Raw genomic sequence first — 16,589 nt, 5'->3', positions numbered from 1 at the left:
TCCTCACCGATTAGATCAAAGCCGCCGTTTCAGGTCCAAAGACCCATGCCCAATCCGGCTTGGGAAATTTGCCCGAGCTGCAATCCCTAGCGTTCTGCGATTGGCAAGGCACGGCGGCGTTGTTAGGCTGACCTTAGCAAACGTCGGGGGTGATCGCATGCGCCTCGTGCTTCAGCTTGTAGCTCGCCTGCTTCTAATCGTAGCGCTGTGCCTGGGAGCCGCGACCGTATGGGCCACGTTCGATGCCTATCGCAGCGTCGATCGGGCGACGGCGGCGTCGGCCCAGCGGGTCGCGCAGGCGCTTCAGGCGCTGTATTGGCGCGAGCTGTTGTTGCGCAGCAGCAGGGCGCGCGAGCATCTCCTGCCGGTTCCGGAGTGGCGCACGCTGGAGACGATGAAGCTGATCTCGCCCGGCGTCTGCGTCGAGTTCCAGCCCGCGGCGGCCTTCGAGAAGCCGCTCTGCGGCCAGAGCGAGGGGCTGGGCAAGACGCCGCCGCGCTGGTTCGCCGCCATCGTGCCGAGCTTCCTCGGCAGCCACGCCGAGGTGGTGCGGCCCGTCAGTCCCCGCGCCGCAGCCGCCGGCGCCGTCGTTGCGACGCCCCATGCGGCCGCCGCGATCGCGCTCGCCTGGGACTACGTCCTCAACGTCATCGACGTCGCGCTGCTGATGGCGGCGGCGATCGCCCTGCTTGCTTCGCTCGCCATCGCGCACGCGCTGGCGCCGGCGCGCGCGATCGTCACCGCGCTTCAGCGCATGGCGCGCGGCCAATATCGCACCAGGCTGCCGCGCTTCCGCTCGATGGAGCTGGCGATGATCGGCAGCGCCGTCGGCGAGCTCGGCGGCCGGCTGGAGGAAGCGACCGAGCAGCGCGCCGCGCTGACGCGCCGCCTGATCGAGATCCGCGACGACGAGCGCCGCGCGCTCGCCCGCGAGCTGCACGACGAGTTCGGGCAGAATCTATCCGCCATTCTCGCCTTCGCCAACACGATCGAGACGGCGAGTACGAAGCAGCACAAGGATGATGGGATCGCGCAGGACGCGCGCATGATCTCGCAGGCGACGCACCATCTGATGGCCTCGCTGCGCGACGCGCTGAACCGGCTGCGCAATCCGCTGCCGGAGGAGCTCGGGCTCGAGGCGAGCCTGGTCAATCTCGTCGACAGCTGGCGCTCGCACAGCGCGGCGCGGCCGGCGATCCAGCTCGATCTCAGGGGCGACCTCACCGATATCAGCGGCCCGGCCGCCACCACGGCCTATCGAGTCGCACAGGAATGCCTGACCAACGCGCTGCGCCACAGTGCAGCGCGCGAGATCTCGCTCCGTGTCGAGCGGCGCGCCGGCGAGGACGATGCGCTGCTGATCCGCGTCGAGGACGACGGCGGCGGCGATGCGGAGCGCGTCGCGCAATCGGCCGGCTTCGGCCTCACCGGAATCCGCGAGCGCGTCACGGCGGCCGGCGGATCGCTGTCGATCCTGCCCGCCCGCGGCGGCCTCAGCGTTGCCGCGACCATCCCGCTCGCTGCATGAGGCCGGGATGAACGAGGTGGCGGCAACAGGCATCTCCGTGCTGCTGGTCGACGACCATCCGATCGTGCGGCAAGGCTATCGGCGCGTGCTGGAGAGCCAGGGCGATTTGCATGTCGTGGCGGAAGCCGACAACGCCGCCGACGCCTACGGCGCGTTCAAGGCGCATGACCCCGACGTGGTCGTGCTCGACATTTCGATGCCCGGCGCGAGCGGGCTGGAGGCGATCCGCAACATCCGCGCCCGCAGCCCGCGGGCGCGCATTCTCGTCTTCACCATGCACAATGAGGCCGTGCTAGTGAAGGCGGCCTTCGGCGCTGGCGCCTCCGGCTTCGTCACCAAGAGCAGCGAGCCGTCCGCGGTCGTGAACGCCATTCGCAGCGTCGCCCGCGGCGAGCGCGCCATGAGCGATGACATCGCACATGTGCTGGCGGAGGACAGCCTGTCGCCGACCGGCTCGGTGCTGGACCAGTTGGGCGAGCGCGAGATCGAGATCTTGCGCCAGTTCGCCGGCGGCGCCACCACCGAAGAGATCGCGGCGCATCTCAATCTCAGCGTCAAGACCGTGCAGAACTATCACTACCTGATCAAGTCGAAGACCGGCGCGCGCACCGATGCGCAGCTGGTGCGGCTCGCCGCGACCTGCGGGCTGACGAGGATCTAGCAGCAAAGCTGCCGCACAGGCTCATCCCTCGCGATCCTCAATCTGCCGAACGAAATTGGAACGGTTCCGATCCGGCTCCGGTTAGTACGGCAGACAAGGAGTAAAGGGTCATGAGTAAGGGTCACCCCAAAGCAGTCGACCATCCCCCCATCATCACAGTAGGCGAGCTCATCGACGAACTTTGCCGTCTGCCGGACACCGCCATCGTCCACTTTCGCTGCCCGATGTTCGATCAGGAGCTGACATTCTACCGGCTTCGAAGGCGATCGAAGGATGCCGTCGAAATCGCGGTCAACGCTTATCCGGATAGTCCGCCGGTCGTGCCATCGTCCGATCCTGCCTTCCACACGCGCAGACATTCGGCATCCGCACCCTTGCCCCGCGACGGCGCCGCTCTCCAGAAAACGCGAGGTTGATTGACAGCACCCAGGGCTGAACGGGTTCTGCGGCCTTAGGCCGCCTTCAGCCCACGCAGCAGCAGCGCCAGCGTCGCATCGAGGCGCGCGGGGAGATCGGCGTCCTTCCATTCCTCGGCATGGGCCGGATGGTGGAAGCGGACGGTCGCATCGAAGATCGCGCGCGCGGTCACCTTGACGTCGCCCACGGCGAACTCGCCCTGCTGCACGCCGTCGGTCAGGATCGCGGCGATCTGGTCGATCATAGTGTCCTTGTGGCACTTGACGGCCGCGCAGGCCTCACGCGCCAGAGTCAGATAAGTCTCGAACATTTCAGGATCGTCGAGCACACGCGAACGCTTGGCCGCGAACAGCGTGCGCAGCCAGCGGTCGAGCCTGTCGGGCGCCGACCCCTGCTCCCTGGCGATCGCCAGCAGCGGGGCGTCGATGCGGTCCAGCCAGCGCTTGGCAACGGCCTCGCGGAGCGAGGCCTTGCTGGGGAAATGACGGTAGACGCTGCCGTGGCTCACATCGAGCGCACGGGCAACGTCGACCACGGTGGCCTTGGCAAGTCCGTAACGCCTGAGCACGTCCTCGGTGACTTCGAGGATCCGCTCCGGCGTCAAGACAACAGCTTCATTCATGCCAGCACCATGTTCCCGTTCAGGGCTCAGTTTACTCCGACAGTAGGGCTGCTTCCGAAGCGCCCTGGCCGGTCGTTTCGGAAAGCCTATGCCTTAATGCGGCAGTTTTGCAGCCTGCGCCGCGATCTGGCGCGCCACCAGCAAATTGAGCCAATGCCCAATCACGCCAGTGAAATTGAGGATTTCGGTCGTCATTGTCTAAGTCTCCATTCGTCCACGGTCCCCGCTCTTCAATCCGCCCTCCGATCCGAGCGTGGCTCGGATGTCGGGCTCCCCGGGGCTTGTCGCGGGACGCCCAATCGGAGCGTCCGAGAACGGATATACACGTCTCGCTGACAGATTTCAATATCTGTCAGTCAATGATCCGTGATTGACAGTTAATATCTGCGGCCAAGCGCCGCCATCCCGGCCGGCCGGTCCGGTGGAAAGGTCGGCGATGCCCTTCTTCCGGGGCCCAGACCGTTTGTTTCGCCCTGCCTGCTCTGTTACATCACGGCGTAAAAAGCATTTTGGCCGGCGCCGCCGTTCTCGGGACCGCCCGCCCACCTTCCTGGAGCCGCCCCATGATCCCCCGCTACACCCGCCCGGAAATGGCCTCGATCTGGGAGCCGCAGACCCGGTTCAAGATCTGGTTCGAGATCGAGGCGCATGCGGCGGACGCCCTCGCCGAGCTCGGGACCATCCCCAAGGAGGCCGCCCGGACGGTCTGGGCCAAGGCCAAGGACGCCATCTTCGACGTCGCCCGCATCGACGAGATCGAGCGCGAGACCAAGCACGACGTCATCGCCTTCCTCACCCACCTCGCCGAGATCGTCGGCCCCGAGGCGCGCTTCGTGCACCAGGGCATGACCTCCTCCGACGTGCTCGATACCTGCCTCAACGTCCAGCTCACCCGCGCCGCCGACCTGCTGCTCGCCGACCTCGACAAGGTGCTGGCCGCGCTGAAGAAGCGCGCCTTCGAGCACAAGATGACGCCGACTATCGGCCGCAGCCACGGCATCCATGCCGAGCCCGTCACCTTCGGCCTCAAGCTCGCTTATGCCTATGCCGAATTCACCCGTGCCAAGGACCGTCTGATCGCGGCGCGCAAGGAGGTCGCGACCTGCGCGATCTCCGGCGCCGTCGGCACCTTCGCGCAGATCGATCCGCGCGTCGAGGAGCATGTCGCCAAGGCCATGGGACTCGTGCCGGAGCCGATCTCGACCCAGGTGATCCCGCGCGACCGTCACGCGATGTATTTCTCGACCCTCGGCGTGATCGCCTCCTCGATCGAGCGCATCGCCGTGGAGATCCGCCACATGCAGCGCACCGAGGTGCTCGAGGCCGAAGAGTTCTTCTCGGAGGGACAAAAGGGCTCCTCCGCCATGCCGCACAAGCGCAACCCGGTGCTGTCGGAGAACCTCACCGGCCTCTCCCGCATGGTGCGCGCCTATGTGACGCCGGCACTGGAGAACGTCGTGCTCTGGCACGAGCGCGACATCTCGCACTCCTCGGCCGAACGCATGATGGGCCCGGACGCCACCGTGACGCTCGACTTCGCGCTGGTGCGCCTCGCCGGCCTGATCGACAAGCTGCTGGTCTATCCCGCCAACATGCAAAAGAACCTCGACCGCCTCGGCGGCCTCGTGCATTCGCAGCGCGTGCTGCTGGCGCTGACGCAGAAGGGCGCCAGCCGCGAGGACGCCTACAGGCTCGTGCAGCGCAACGCCATGCCGGTCTGGCGCGGCGAAGGCGACTTCCTCCAGCTGCTGAAGAAGGACAGTGAGGTGAAGACATATCTCACCGACGCCGAGATCGAGGAGCAGTTCGACCTCGGCTATCACCTCAAGCACGTCGACACGATCTTCAGGCGCGTGTTCGGGGAAGCGTAGGATCGTAGGGTGGGTTAGCCTTGCGGCCTGCGCGAAGCGCAGTCCGCTGGGCGTAACCCACCTCTTTCGCTCCCACGGAAACCGTGGTGGGTTACGCCTAGTGGATGCGCTTGCGCATCCACGGGGCTAACCCACCCTACAAACGACAACCAGAAAACGGATTACCTCATGCCCATCGTCAACCGCGTCGCCGCCCTCTCCGACGAAATGGCCGCCTGGCGCCATGACTTCCACGAGAACCCCGAGCTGCTCTACGAAGTCCACCGCACCGCCGGCATCGTCGCCGATCGCTTGCGCGAATTCGGCTGTGACGAGGTGGTGACGGGAATCGGCCGCACCGGCGTGGTCGGCGTGATCCGCGGCCGCAAGTCGGCCTCCGGCAAGACCATCGGCCTGCGCGCCGACATGGACGCGCTGCCGATCATGGAGACCTCGGGCGTGCCTTATGCCTCGAAGGTGCCCGGCAAGATGCACGCCTGCGGCCATGACGGCCACACCGCGATGCTGCTGGGCGCGGCCAAATATCTTGCCGAGACGCGCAATTTCGACGGCACGGCCGTGATGATCTTTCAGCCCGCCGAGGAAGGCGGCGGCGGCGGCAAGGCCATGGTCGAGGACGGGCTGATGACGCGCTGGAACATCCAGGAGGTCTACGGCATGCACAACATGCCGAACCTGCCCGAGGGCCATTTCGCCACCACGCCGGGTGCGATGCTCGCCTCCTCCGACAACATCCAGATCACCGTCCGCGGCAAGGGTGGCCACGCCGGCGCCGGTCCGCACAAATCGGTCGACAGCGTGCTGATCGGCTCGCAGATCGTCAATGCCCTGCAATCGATCGTGGCGCGCAACGTCGATCCGTTGAAGTCCGCCGTCATCTCGATCACGCAATTCCACTCCGGCACCGCCTTCAACATCATCCCGGAGGTCGCCGAGCTCGCCGGCACCGTGCGCACGCTCGACCCCGAAGTGCGCGATCTCGTCGAACGCCGCATCGGCGAAGTCGCCGACAGCATCGCCCGCGCCTATGGTGGCTCGGCCGAAACGAAATACACGCGGATGTATCCGGTGACGATGAACCATGCCCGCGAGGCCGCACTCGCCGCCGACGTCGCGCGCGACATCGTCGGCACTGAGCGCGTCAACGACAAGTTCGTCCCGATGATGGGCGCCGAGGACTTTTCGTTCATGCTGGAAGCACGCCCCGGCGCGATGGTGCTGGTCGGCATGGGCGACGGCAACGAGTGTCACCACCCGGCTTACGTCTTCAACGACAACATTCTGGGTCACGGCGCCTCGTTCTGGGCGCGGCTGGTGGAAACACGAATGCCTGCGGGGTAGCAGGCGGGCAATCACCAGCTCAGTTGCAGACTTCGACCATGCTGGTGCCGCCGCCGGCCGTTTGGCCGGCAGTCCTATTGCCCCACGTCTCGAGCCGACAACCCTGCCGGACCGGCCGGCACCCTGCACTGTTGCAAAAGACCTGACCGGTCGCCTGCGGTTTTGACGGCGCGGACTCGCTTGCCTTCCGCTCATCGTCTCGCGGTCTGGAATTCTCGCGCGTCGCAACCGGCTTCTTCTCCTGCACCTTTTCGCATTCGTTATCGTCGTTGACACGATAACCGGCCCGGCAGGTGATCTTCACGCATTGGTCGCCGTCGGCCTTGAATCCGAAATTGCACACCAGCGGACAAACCCGTCCCGGCTTGGCCTTCAAAGCATCGAGTGCGTCGACGCTGGCCAGCTTCACGTCGAACTTGGTGCCGGAATATTTGTTGAACAGCGTCAGCGAGCGCTGCGCGGCCGAGCTCCACTCGCTTTCCGCAGACGAGGTCAGGCAACCGACGCGGCGCAGTTCGCTTTGTACCGATTTGGAAAGCTCGGCCGCCGATAATGTGGATGTGGGTCCGGGCGAGAGCGCAGCCACTTTCTGGTTCTCGACTTCGGGCATCTGCCGATCGGCGGCCGGCTTGGCGGCCTGCTCCGCTTTCTCGGCGGCCTGCTTGGCCGCCAGCTCGGCCTTGGCCCTCTCTGCCGCCTGTTTCTCGGCCAGCGCTTTCGCGGCCGCCGCCTCGGCAGCTTTGCGCTGCTGCTCGGCCGCTTCCGCCCTGGCCTGTTCAATCTGCTTTTGCTTCTCCGCAGCGATTCGCGCCTCTTCAGCGGCCTTCGCAGCAGCAGCCGCCTTCTCCTGCTCGGCTTTCTGAGCGCGCTCGGCGATCAGCCTTGCCTTTTCCTGCTCGGCCGCCTTGGCCTTTTGCTCGGCAGCCAGACGCGTCTCTTCGGCACCGATCTTGTTCAACTGTCCCTTGGCGAGGCTGGCATAAAAGCCGTCCGGATAGGTCGCCAAAAAGGCTCCCCAGGCATCGCGCGTCGCAAGCTGGAGCGCGAGCTCGTAGTCCCTGCGAACCGCGTCCTGAGGGTTTGCCTGCGGACCGGTTGCGGCCGGCTTCATTACGAGCGGCACGTCGTCGCCGCCGAGCGAGCCATAGACATAGGGCTCTTGCTTGTAGCCGGTGGTCTTGAGCACGTCGTCGCGCACGAAGCCGAACGCCTTGCGCAGATCGAGGCCCGGCTTCGGCAGGTGCTCGACCAGCGCGGCAGCAAACGGACTGTTGCGAGAATCGCCGTCGGATGCGGTCGAGCCGGCCTTCGCGGCGAAGGCGATCATCGTGTTCGGGCTGGTTGGCTCGACCTTAGCGAGGCCGCGTCCGATCGCCCGCGAGGCCAGCGTGCGCTTCATCGTCTTCGCAAAGGGGTTATCGCGGCAGGCATCGAGGATGATCAGGCGCAGCTGTTTGGCCGGCTCGACCGCGAACAATGCGCGCTCGACAGGAATGGTTTCGTCGAGAACGTCGCCATCCGTCTCCAGCGTCGCGTCGGTCGGAATGAGATAATTGTTGCCGTCGAGCTCGATGCCGTGGCCGGCATAGTAGATCACCGCCATGTCCGCATCGCGTGACCTGCCGGCGAACTCGCGCAACATGCGCCGCATCTCGCTCGCACTGAGATCCAGCCTGACATCGACGGAATCGAAGCCGGCCTTCTTGAACATGCCGCCGATCAGCGTGGCATCGTTCGCGGGATTGGTGAGCTTGGGCGCGCTCTTGTAAGCGGAATTGCCGATGACGAGCGCGACCCGCCGATCGGCGTGTGCCGATCCGCAGGCCAGTAAGGTCGCAAAAATCAATAAACCAAATAGCCGAAACGGAATCACTGCAGCCCCCTCGGATGCAATTTCCTGAGACTATTCGGAGCGCCGACGAAAGCCAAATTTTTCTATGTGAGGCCCATCACATAAACGCCTCGATCGCGGCTTATAGCTAATGCAGTCAGCCCTCGCCCCGCAGGCGCGGACCTACGCCTGCACCACCTCGTGGCGCATCACGAAGGGTGCGAGCAGTGCGTGCACCTCCCCCTCCACCGCTTCGCGCTGCCCAGCCGGCAGGCCCGTCAGCGTCACGGTCGCGATCGAGCCGTGGCTGCCGTGCGGACCGACCTTCACCTTGCAATCGATGCCGCGCTCGACCAGCGGCGCCAGCACCTTGGTGAACACGCGCGCGGCCGCGTCCCAGCGCAGCTGCGGCTTGAACACCTTACCGACGCCCGTCACCGGCATTGGATCGATCGGGATGACCTGCACCGGTACGGCGGCGCGCTCCGGCGTGCGCTCGCGCACCCAGGCCTCCAGCTCGCCCGGCTCGACCTTTGCGCCCGGCTTCAACTGCACGTAGCCCACCGGCAGTTCGCCGGCGTAAGCGTCGGGCTGGCCAACCACCGCGGCGAAGCCGACGGCGGGATGGCGGAACATGATCTCCTCGATCGGCGCCGGATCGATGTTGTGGCCGCCGCGGATCACGAGATCCTTGGCGCGGCCGGTGATCCACAGATAGCCGTCGGCATCGAGCCGGCCGAGATCGCCGGAATTGACCCAGACCCCGTCGATGAAGGCACCCTTGTTGTGCTCGTCGTTGAGATAGCCGCCGAACACGCCGGGCCCGGCCATGATGACGACACCAATCTCGTCCGGCTTGCAGTCGCGGATCAGGCGGCCGTCGGCGTCGAGCTGCACGATGCGCACGCGCGCATAGGGCATGGGAAGGCCAACCGAGCCGAGCCGGATCGGCCGGCCCGGATAAGCGAGCGTGTGCACGCTCGAGGTCTCGGTCATGCCGTAGACCTCGACCACCGGCAGCTTCAGCGTCTCCTGAATCGCCGAGCCGACCGCGACCGGAATCGCCGAGCCGCCGCCGGCCGCATATTTCAGGCTCGAGATATCCGCATTCCCCGGCGGCACCGCGAGCGTCGCGGCGAGCACGGTCGGCACGCTCGACAGCGCTTCGGGCTTGAAGCGCTCGACGAGCTGCCAGATGTTCTTCACCGCATTCGGGTTGCGCCAGCCGCTCGGCGACAGCACGACCAGCGAGCCCCCGCCCGACAGCGTCGTCAGCACCTGGGTCAGCGATCCACCGACGTGAAACAGCGGCATGCCGAACAGCAGGTTGGCGCCGGGCTTGCCCTTCAACAGCAGATTGAGTGCCCAGGCCTGATAGACCTGGTTGGCATGGGTATGCCGCACCAGCTTGGGCGTACCCGTGGTGCCGCCGGTGTGGAAATAGGCTGCGATGTCGCTGCCGCGAATCTTGCGCCCGCTGACCAGCCGATCCGACGGCTGCTGCTTGATCAGGTCGCTGAAGGCGAAGATGCCATTGGCCGGATCGCCGCCGCCGAACACCTGCACGATGGCTTTCAGATGCTTCAGATGCGGGCGGATCTGCTCGACCTTCTGCCAGATGTCGGTGCCCGGCATCGGCCCGAGCGCCACCAGGATCTTGGTGTTCGCAGCTTCCAGGATTTCGGCGAGCTGGTGCGGCTCGAGCAGCGGATTGACGGGATTGGCGATGCCGGCGGCCTCGGCGCCGAACAGAGTGACGAACGCATCCGGCACCAAGGGCAGCATGAAGCTGATGACGTCGCCCTTCTCGGCGCCGAGCGCGTGAAACATGTTGGCGGCCTGGGTGACGCGCGCGATGAAATCGCGGTGCGTGACGACCAGCGGCGCGTCGGCGGGATCGGCATTTTGCAGGAACTGGATCGCCGCCCCGTCGGGATTGCGCTCGGCACCAAGCCTGATGGCGTCATAGGTGCTCTCGGCCGCGACGCGGTCGGCGTAGGGGACCTGCTCGAAGGCCCGGACCTCCTCGTCCGTCAACAGTTCCGGATAGTCGTTGCCGATCAACCGATCGAGCGCGTGGATGCCCGCCATGAATTCCGTCCTCCCTCAGATGCATGTCCCCGCCGCCGTATCTTTTGACAGTTTGGTTCGGCGAGGTCTCGGCCGTGTTCGGCCGAGCCGGACCAGAATGATGGATGATTTGCCGTTCGTCCATTGCCTACCGGCTGCGCCACTTGAACCTCTGCGCCTGATCGAGGGACCAAGAACTGCCACTGAATTCACTCGCCAGCGCCCTGCCGCAAGACTCGAGGTCATCATGACGACGCCCCTGCGGAACCGGATCGCACGGCTGGTCGCTGCGTTCACAATGGTATCCGCGATCGCCCTGCCCGGTGCCTCGCTTGCCGACAGCCAGCTCGACAAGGTGCGGGTCAAGGTCGCCGCCTTCATCGCCGACAAGATGGAGAAGCTGGGCGGATCGCGGATCGTCTACAGGGTCGACACCGATGCCTTGCGGGAGGCGGTCGTCACGGATTTGCGCGACGACGTCTACAAGATTCTGCGCGAGGGCCGCATCGCGTTCTCCGGACTTGCGATCCGCGACGGCGGCGTCGACGTGAAGATCGCTGACGGCAAAGGCCGCGAACAGCTCACGCGCAAGCTCGTCGCGGCGGCGGAGGGGTTGCCGACACACGCGCTCAACGTCACCGACGCCGGCGACGGGCTGCTCAGGCTCGCGCCGACCGATGCCGCATCAGCCGCGCGGCTGCGCGATCTCGTCGAAGATTCCATCGCCATGATCGAGCAGCGCCTCAAGGACGCCGGCGTCAAGCTCGCCAGCGTCCAGCCCGAGGGAATGGACCGTATCCGCATCTTCCTGCCCGGATTGATGGAGCCCGAGCAAATCACCGCGATCTTCGCCAGGAAGGTCAAGGTCGGCTTCCGCCTGATCGACCTCTCGATGTCCGCAGAGCAGGCGCAATCGGGCACACCGCCGGCGGGCACGGAAGTCCTGCTCGGCTTCAAGGACAAGCTTCCTTATCTCGTCGCCAAGGACAGCGCCCTCGAGGGCGGCGAGATCAGCTATGCCGGCCCGGGATTGACCGGCGACAGCAAGGAGCCGATCGCATCGTTCCGCTTCAACGGCCGCGGCACGCGGCGCTTCGCCCATATCACGGCAGAGAATGTCGGAAAGCCTTTTGCCATCGTGCTCGACGACAAGGTGATCTCCGCGCCCGTGATCCGCGAGCCCATCACCGGCGGCTCCGGCCAGATTTCCGGCAATTTCACCCTGGAAGAGGCCAACAGCGTCGCCATGCTGCTGCGCGCCGGCTCTCTGCCGGGGCGGCTCGGCCTCGTCGAGCAGCGGGTCGTGCAACCCGCCGCCAAGCCGTAAACGAAGGTCGCTTCGGGCCCGTCAGCGACGCTCAAGCCCGCACGGCTGGCCCGAATCACGGGCCTGCGCGGCCGGACGCGCAACCAACGGGCAATTGCCGAAACGCCCGATCAGGCTAAAATTTGCCCCTTGCGGCACGATGGCCGGAAGCGTCATTCAAGCGGTCGTCATTCGATTTCGGCTATACGGGTGCCGACCAGGACTGAATGCCTTACGTGGGGTTAGTACCATGCCGTCCGGCAGCGCAGACATTTCGTCGATCCTCGACCGCATCCTTGAAGCGGCCACGGACAACCTCAGGATCGCGAAAATCCTGGTCCAGATGGGCCTCGATCCCGACAGCGTCACCTACGAGGCGATCTTCAACCGGCTCCTGGAGATCTTCGTCCACAATATCACGCTCGCCAATCTGTTCGCCGTGGTCGGGGCGGTCTTCTTCGTCGCCACCCTCTTGATGCGGACAATGGTGCCGCTGCGCGTCGCCAACATGATCGGCTGCGCGTTCTTCGCTCTCTTCGGCGCGCTCTCCGCCAACGTCGCGACGTTCCTGCTCTATCTCCTGATGCTTCCGATCAACGCGCTGCGCCTGCGGCAGATGCTGAAGCTGGTCAAGAAGGCGCGCCATGCGGCCGAAGGGGACATGTCGATCGAATGGCTCAAGCCATTCATGACCGAGCGCAGATACCGGCGCGGCGACATCCTCTTCAAGATGCGTGACCCAGCCAACGAAATGTTCCTCACCGTCACCGGCAAGTTCCTGGTCAAGGAGATCAACGTCGAGATCGGGCCCGGGGCGCTGATGGGCGAGCTCGGCTTCCTCACGCCGGACAACCGGCGCACGGGGACGGTCGAATGCATCGAGGACGGCCAGGTGCTGACCATCACCTATGACCGGCTGCTCGAGATCTACTTCCAGGATCCGCAATTCGGCTATTACTTCCTGGTGCTGACCAGCCAGCGCCTGTTGCAGAACATCGATCGCCTGCAGAAGCAGCTGGCAACCGAGCGCGGGACCACCACCAACAGGATCGCGTGAGCGCCGCGCGGCCGATCTGACGCCGGGGATGATGACGCAGCGCGTCCGTGACACGAGACGCCCCCCGGTCTTTGCGGGATCGCCGCAAAATCGCCCTAAAAACCGAATGGTAACCATGCCGGGCTAGGGTGGCGACGTGACCAATTCTCCGACGATCCTGGTGTTCGATTCCGGCCTTGGCGGGCTCACGGTGCTCCGCGAGGTCGTGGCGGCGCGGCCCGACGCGCATTACGTCTATGTCGCGGACGACGCCTTCTTCCCCTATGGCCACCACAGCGAGGACGAGATCATCGCCCGCGTCGTGCCGCTGATGGGGGAGCTGATCGGCCGGCATAGTCCAGACCTCGTCGTCATCGCCTGCAACACGGCTTCCACCCTGGTCCTGTCTCACTTGCGCGCCGCCTATTCCGTAGCCTTCGTCGGCACGGTGCCGGCGATCAAGCCGGCCTGTGCGCAGTCCAGGACCCGCCGCGTTTCGGTGCTCGGCACCAAGGGCACGGTGAAGCGCGAGTACACCAAGGCGCTGATCCGCGATTTCGCACAAGGATGCGAGGTGACGCTGGTCGGCTCGCCCGAGCTCGCTTCGCTGGCCGAAGCCGCGCTCGGCGGTAGCCCGATCAGCGACGAAGCCATCCTCGCCGAGCTCGCTCCCTGCTTCGTCGGCGACGCCTCGGATGCGAGCGCGCGCACCGACACCGTGGTGCTCGCCTGCACGCACTACCCGCTTCTGCTGGACCGGATGAAGAAGCTCGCGCCCTGGCCGGTCGACTGGATCGATCCGGCGCCCGCGATCGCCCGTCGCGTCTCCGACCTGCTCGGCCCGCCGACCGGCGGCATCGCGCAGTCCGGCGCCGAGATGATTTTTACATCGAACCGCGTGCATGGTCTCAGCGCCACGCTGACGCCGTTCTTCGGCGGACGCGCGGTGGCCTGAGCTTGCGCACTGGCGGCGCGCTGCTAGGCTTTGCCGTCGCCATCGTCCCGCAGGACTTTCCATGTCGGTCCCCGCAAAGCCGCTGAACCGCCTCCGCCAGCTCTGGCGCGAGGGTCGCCCCGCCTTCGGTGCGATCGCGACCATCCCGAGCGTGCAGATGGTGCAGATCATGGCGCGCTCGCTCGACTGGATCATCGTCGATCTCGAGCACGGCCCGATCGGATTGACCGAAGCCCACGCGATGATCGCCGCGACCACGGGCACGCCGTGCACGCCTCTGGTGCGGATCGCCGCCAACGAGCCGTGGCTGGCGAAAGCGCCGATGGACATCGGTGCCTTCGGCATCAACTTCCCGATGATCACGAGCCGCGCGGATGCCGAGAAAGCGGTGCGCAGCGTGCGTTACCCGCCGCGCGGCGATCGGCTCTGGGGTCCCTTCCACGCGCCGTTCCGCTGGGGCCAGTCGATGCCTGATTACATGGCCTCTGTCGACGACGAGATGATCTGCATGATCACGATCGAGCACGTCGACGCGGTCAATCGCATCGACGAGATCATGGCAACGCCCGGTATCGATGTCGCGGTCATCGGTCCCGGCGATCTCGCCACCTCCATCAACAAGCGCGGCCAGATGGATGATCCGCAATTGCTGGACCTGATCGCGCGCGCCGAGGCGGGCATCCTCAAGAGCGGGGTGCCGATCGGCGGGGTGGCGCGCACCGCCGATCAGGCCAATGCGCTGATCGACCGCGGCTACCGCGCGATTGCGCTGGGCTTCGACTGGTCGCTGTTCCAGCGCGGCATCATGGCGGCCTACGAGGGGGTCAGGCGCTGATCGGGCCGATCGACGCATGACCGACCGACGCGACCAAGAGCGCCTGATCGAGATATAAATCATTGAAAATGGATGATTTTTTGGTCTAAAGGGGGTCCATCTTTGGCGCTGCTCGGTGCGGCGAACCGACCGGCCCCAAGCGGGTTGGTTCGTGCTAGAGCGAGCAGGCGGGCCCCGCTCGTTGCACATATTTTGATCTTTTGATTTGGAACCGGAGGCCTATGCGCGGGACGCCCAAGACCATTTCGCTGCGTCGTCGTGTGATCTGCGACCTCATGCACGCCTCGAAGGGCGTACCTTTCGTTTCATTGGCCCGTTCGCTCAATATCCGCCCCCTGCTGGAGGCCCGCGCGGACGCGGCCGCGCCCGCCGGCTGGGCCGCGATGTTCGTCAAGGCTTTCGCCCTGGTTGCAAAGGACGAGCCGATCCTGCGCACCCTTTACGTCAAATGGCCCTGGCCGGCTCTGTATGAGCTTCCAAAGAGCGTGGCGACGGTCGCGATCGCGCGGGTCGAGGATGGCGAGGAATGCGTGCTGCTGCAGCGAATCGCGGGTCCCGAGGCTCTTTCGCTGGCAGAAGTCGATGCGGAAATCCGACGCGGCAAGACGGCCCCGATCGAGGATGTTCCGATGTACCGCAAGATCATGCGGGCGACCCGCCTGCCTTTGCCATTGCGGCGCCTGTCCTTGGCCATCGGTCTGAATTTCGGCCGTCAGCGCGGTAACTGGTTCGGCAGCTTTGCGGTAAGCTCGGTCGCCGCCTACGGCGGCGGCGAGCTCCACCCGATCACGCCGGGCCCCTTTGTCCTGAGCTATGGGCTGGTCGAGCCAGATCAGACCATCCATGTCGTGATCCGCTGGGACCACCGCGTCACCGACGCCGCCCCGATCGCGCGGGTCCTGACCCGGCTGGAACAGGTCCTGAACACTGAAATTGCTGCCGAATTGCGGGCGGCGGGGTCAAAGCCGGTCCGGGCGGTCAGGACATAAGAATACCGTCGTCGCAGGTCCCGGAATGACAGGCTAAAGAATTGACAGCCAACCCCAAAGTCCCCTAAAAGCCGCCTGCTCGCGGGCCGATTTCGGCCCGCGACGCGTTTCGCGACCCGTGGTCCTCTCCCTTAAGCTTTGGGGATCGGACCTGTCGGTGCCGGGATCATCCCGTCACACAGGAGGGCGCGTTTCCTCAAACCATGACCTGAAGAGGACGCGATGACTAAGCGCAGTGAGGCGAAGTACAAGATCGATCGCCGTATGGGCCAGAACATCTGGGGCCGCCCGAAGAGTCCCGTCAACCGCCGCGAATACGGCCCCGGCCAGCATGGCCAGCGCCGCAAGGGCAAGCTCTCCGACTTCGGCGTGCAGCTGCGCGCCAAGCAGAAGCTGAAGGGCTATTACGCCAACATCTCCGAGCGTCAGTTCCACGGCATCTATGTCGAGGCCAGCCGCCTCAAGGGTGACACCGGCGAGAACCTGATCGGCCTGCTGGAGCGTCGTCTCGACGCGGTCGTGTACCGCGCCAAGTTCGTCTCCACGATCTTCGCCGCACGCCAGTTCATCAACCACGGCCACATCAAGGTGAACGGCCGCAAGGTCAACATTTCGAGCTATCAGCTCAAGGTCGGCGACGTGGTCGAGGTCAAGGAAGCCTCCAAGCAGCTCGCCCACGTGCTCGAAGCCAGCCAGCTTCCCGAGCGCGAGGTCCCCGACTATCTCGAAGTCGACCACGGCAAGATGACCGCGAAGTACGCCCGCATCCCCGGCCTCTCCGACGTGCCGTTCCCGGTGCAGATGGAGCCGCATCTGGTCGTCGAATTCTATTCGCGCTGATAAGTTTCGGCAGATCGACATTCAAAAGGCTCCGGTTCTCCGGGGCCTTTTTGTTTGGTAGCATGTCATCGATGTCTCGCGCGGCCGACCAGTTCGCCAACACTCTGCCTTCTGCAACGCCGACTGAAGCGGCGCTTCGCGCGTGGGAGGCCCTCTCCCGCGCCGAGCAGATCTGCCGATATCAGGGGCTGTTCGCTCTGCCCGATTGCAATATCTTCACAGCAGACACGCCAGACGACATCCTCCTCGCCGCGCGACAGCGCGTCGCTCAACGTTCTCGTGGCTAG

General features: G+C 65.4%; 14 protein-coding genes. 11 read left to right on the top strand and 3 right to left on the bottom strand.

Translation table 11 applies throughout. From position 1 onward, the window contains the following. Positions 1-157: 157 nt before the first annotated feature. On the top strand, positions 158-1,528 hold the full coding sequence (locus I6F12_RS19860; protein ID WP_225157069.1) for a histidine kinase: 1,371 nt from the start codon (positions 158-160) through the stop codon (positions 1,526-1,528). A gap of 7 nt (positions 1,529-1,535) precedes the next feature. Further along, positions 1,536-2,189 (top strand): response regulator transcription factor, encoded by a 654-nt coding sequence (locus I6F12_RS19855; RefSeq protein ID WP_036027820.1) that lies wholly within the window; start codon positions 1,536-1,538, stop codon positions 2,187-2,189. Positions 2,190-2,640: 451 nt separating this feature from the next. Here I6F12_RS19855 and I6F12_RS19850 read toward each other — a convergent pair whose 3' ends face one another. After that, positions 2,641-3,228, bottom strand: a complete 588-nt coding sequence (locus I6F12_RS19850) for a TetR family transcriptional regulator (protein WP_036012895.1) — start codon at positions 3,226-3,228, stop codon at positions 2,641-2,643. Between the two features lie 563 nt (positions 3,229-3,791). Between I6F12_RS19850 and purB the strand changes: the two genes are divergently transcribed. Next, positions 3,792-5,099 carry an adenylosuccinate lyase gene (purB, locus tag I6F12_RS19845; protein ID WP_225157068.1) on the top strand — a complete coding sequence of 436 codons (1,308 nt, stop codon included), beginning with the start codon at positions 3,792-3,794 and terminating at the stop codon, positions 5,097-5,099. A gap of 168 nt (positions 5,100-5,267) precedes the next feature. Next, positions 5,268-6,440 (top strand): M20 aminoacylase family protein, encoded by a 1,173-nt coding sequence (locus I6F12_RS19840; RefSeq protein ID WP_225157067.1) that lies wholly within the window; start codon positions 5,268-5,270, stop codon positions 6,438-6,440. Between the two features lie 19 nt (positions 6,441-6,459). Here the strand turns inward: I6F12_RS19840 and I6F12_RS19835 are convergent, their stop codons facing one another. Together I6F12_RS19835 and I6F12_RS19830 are read right to left on the bottom strand one after the other, a co-directional pair. Continuing rightward, entirely contained in the window at positions 6,460-8,286 is a 1,827-nt protein-coding gene (locus I6F12_RS19835; protein ID WP_225157066.1) for a caspase family protein, read from the bottom strand. A 168-nt stretch (positions 8,287-8,454) separates the two neighbouring features. Beyond that, positions 8,455-10,362 (bottom strand): acyl-CoA synthetase, encoded by a 1,908-nt coding sequence (locus I6F12_RS19830; RefSeq protein ID WP_109143239.1) that lies wholly within the window; start codon positions 10,360-10,362, stop codon positions 8,455-8,457. Positions 10,363-10,588: 226 nt separating this feature from the next. On the opposite strand from I6F12_RS19830, the gene I6F12_RS19825 reads away from it, so the two are divergent. The 7 genes from I6F12_RS19825 to I6F12_RS19795 all read left to right on the top strand — a co-directional run bounded on the left by I6F12_RS19825 (position 10,589) and on the right by I6F12_RS19795 (position 16,589). Next, positions 10,589-11,668 carry a hypothetical protein gene (locus tag I6F12_RS19825; protein ID WP_057029492.1) on the top strand — a complete coding sequence of 360 codons (1,080 nt, stop codon included), beginning with the start codon at positions 10,589-10,591 and terminating at the stop codon, positions 11,666-11,668. 229 nt (positions 11,669-11,897) lie between these two features. Beyond that, positions 11,898-12,704, top strand: a complete 807-nt coding sequence (locus I6F12_RS19820; protein WP_225114210.1) for a cyclic nucleotide-binding domain-containing protein — start codon at positions 11,898-11,900, stop codon at positions 12,702-12,704. A 136-nt stretch (positions 12,705-12,840) separates the two neighbouring features. Continuing rightward, complete coding sequence (murI, locus tag I6F12_RS19815; RefSeq protein WP_036027824.1) at positions 12,841-13,638, top strand: glutamate racemase; 798 nt, start codon at positions 12,841-12,843, stop codon at positions 13,636-13,638. A gap of 61 nt (positions 13,639-13,699) precedes the next feature. Next, positions 13,700-14,473, top strand: a complete 774-nt coding sequence (locus tag I6F12_RS19810; protein WP_225114211.1) for an aldolase/citrate lyase family protein — start codon at positions 13,700-13,702, stop codon at positions 14,471-14,473. A gap of 221 nt (positions 14,474-14,694) precedes the next feature. Then, positions 14,695-15,462, top strand: coding sequence for an acyltransferase (locus tag I6F12_RS19805; RefSeq protein WP_036012914.1), 768 nt, complete (start codon positions 14,695-14,697; stop codon positions 15,460-15,462). 222 nt (positions 15,463-15,684) lie between these two features. Beyond that, positions 15,685-16,302: a 30S ribosomal protein S4 gene (gene rpsD / locus I6F12_RS19800; RefSeq protein WP_036012915.1), complete on the top strand. Its 618-nt coding sequence runs from the start codon at positions 15,685-15,687 to the stop codon at positions 16,300-16,302. Positions 16,303-16,373: 71 nt separating this feature from the next. Beyond that, positions 16,374-16,589, top strand: a complete 216-nt coding sequence (locus tag I6F12_RS19795) for a hypothetical protein (RefSeq protein WP_225132719.1) — start codon at positions 16,374-16,376, stop codon at positions 16,587-16,589.

It is taken from the genome of Bradyrhizobium sp. IC4059 (genome assembly GCF_020193615.1).
GTDB classification, from domain to species: domain Bacteria; phylum Pseudomonadota; class Alphaproteobacteria; order Rhizobiales; family Xanthobacteraceae; genus Bradyrhizobium; species Bradyrhizobium yuanmingense.
Note: the sequence above shows the minus strand (reverse complement) of the source record. Positions and strands in the feature narration are given on the sequence as shown.